A 2,162-nucleotide genomic window follows, 5' to 3' on the forward strand; every position below is an offset into this window, starting at 1 on the left:
TTGGTAACACCATATTGATCCTGACCTTGATGTTTCGACAGGTTTCCGTTTTACCAAGGCGAAGTAGCACTTTTCACCGCCTTTCGAGCGATTCAGATAGCGCTCATCGGTGTATCGGTAAGTAATGATATTCCCGTTTATTCAACAACGGGAATACTGGAAAGATAAAGCGGGACATAAGAAATTATCTCGCGGAGAAGAAGTACGACGCAAGTCCCCATGGCTGGCAGGATAGCAGTCAGCAAACAAAGAAATCGTCGAGCCAAGACCCAACTGACCTACGTCTTATTGTCCCAGCAACATATTCGCTATATTTGCTGCAAACAAATAAGCTGTGGCCATAGGAGTACCGTCCATTGCAACAGGGGTAATAGACACATCTGCAACAATGAGATTTTGCACTCCATATACATGCCCTGTACCGTCAACGACCCCACCTTGGCTTAAAGGAGCCATACGGCAATGGCTTTGGAAAACCATATTACTTCCCACTTCTTGCTTTATAAAATCCGTTAATTGCGCAACATCATCAAGCACCGCTGGGTCAGGGAAAACCATCTGATAGGTCGGATCAATACTTTGCAACTGTGCATTGATATTCTTAATATAATTTTGAAATGTATTGATATAAAGAGTGAGATCAGATTGCACTGAAAACTCACCCAAGTCCATATTGGGTTCTACAAAAGGATCACGACTGCGAATCACGATAGAACCACGACTCTGTGGTTGTACCTGATCAACCAGGAGAACGGTGATGCCTGGAATTGGATTAACTGAAGCCAATCGTACCGCACGTACTCCTGGATTTGCTCCACTGGGATCCGGCAACATCGCAATTTGCGAAAATACACTATTTGGCACACTCACCTGGGAACCAATATATTTAATAAGTTGTTGGCCGATAGGGGTATTTGCTAAAGCAGAAATAATATTGCCTGTAATCTGAAGCACTGGCGATGAAGGGGTATCATTAGGATTTGACGTATAAATCAGTACGACATGAGGCTGATCTGCCAATCCTTGACCTACATTGGGATTATCATAGACCACAGGAATGTTCAGTGATTGTAAAAGCGATGCGGGCCCCACTCCAGAGCGCATAAGAAATGCGCTGCTCTTAATCCCAGCACTGACAATCACTCCTTTATTTGCATAAAGATTTTTCAATTGAACACGTTGATGATTTTTCAATCCATCACGTTGATAGTATCGAACACCTACTGCCTTATTACCACTCCAAATCACATTATCTGCTGTAGCATGAAACAGCACACGCAATTGACGCCCATTAACCCCATTGCCTTTTTGATCCATGACATTATTGTTTAAAAACACAATACCACTACTTGCTCGTAAATCCCCATTGGCACCCATTTGCGTGGATTGCAATTGAGTCGAGGCCCCAATGGGAGTATTGGGATCATTATAATCGAGTACGAAGCCCACTCCCGTAGCATTCATAATAGCTTGCGAAAATTTAACCGAAACTTGGCTAGGATTCGTTACTTGATGAACAGGAAGTGGTCCATTAAAACCTCGAGCACTAGGATTAGTCGTTTGCCCAGTATACTTTTCTAATTCAACATAGATATTCTGAATATTCGCCGCAGACCAGTTTGGTCCTGCTAGTGCTTCCCATTGAGAATAAACTTGATTCGTGCCGCGAACCCATGCCCCTGCATTAATCGCTGATGCCCCGCCTAGCGGTATTGCATAAACCCAATTTAACATCCGATTATTAGCAAATTGTTGCGTGATCGTTTCAGAAAGCACAAAAAACGGAGGCCCAATCAATCCTGATAGTACCGTTATCACAGCATTTTTTGAACGATTAATCAGAGGGTCCTGATCCAAATTGGGCCCATTATGCAATGCAACAACGGAAGTGTGCATATCATCAGTTAATTTTTTTGCTAACACTGCACCCGCAGTACCTGCACCAATAATAATGTAATCAGGAATCTTTATTTGAATCATTGCAGCTGAAGTGTTGCTCACCGAAAACATACAAAATCCATTGCTTAATGGAGTACAACCTGAACCTATTGAATAATATGGCGAATTAATCTTAATTCCTGCAAAGGGATAGGTATGCTTTGGCACTGTGGTCAGTACAGTTAAATCGGTAGCAGAAACATTATAATCTTGACAACTTGCGG

The 2,162-nt window shown here is 42.6% G+C and carries 1 protein-coding gene; it reads right to left on the minus strand.

Annotation, left to right across the window (positions count from 1 at the left end):
- Positions 1–285: 285 nt before the first annotated feature.
- The coding region (locus tag Lstg_RS16735) for a GMC family oxidoreductase (RefSeq protein ID WP_058478751.1) at positions 286–2,162 on the minus strand (1,877 nt) is incomplete at its 5' end.

This window comes from Legionella steigerwaltii (assembly GCF_001468065.1).
Taxonomy (GTDB): domain Bacteria; phylum Pseudomonadota; class Gammaproteobacteria; order Legionellales; family Legionellaceae; genus Legionella; species Legionella steigerwaltii.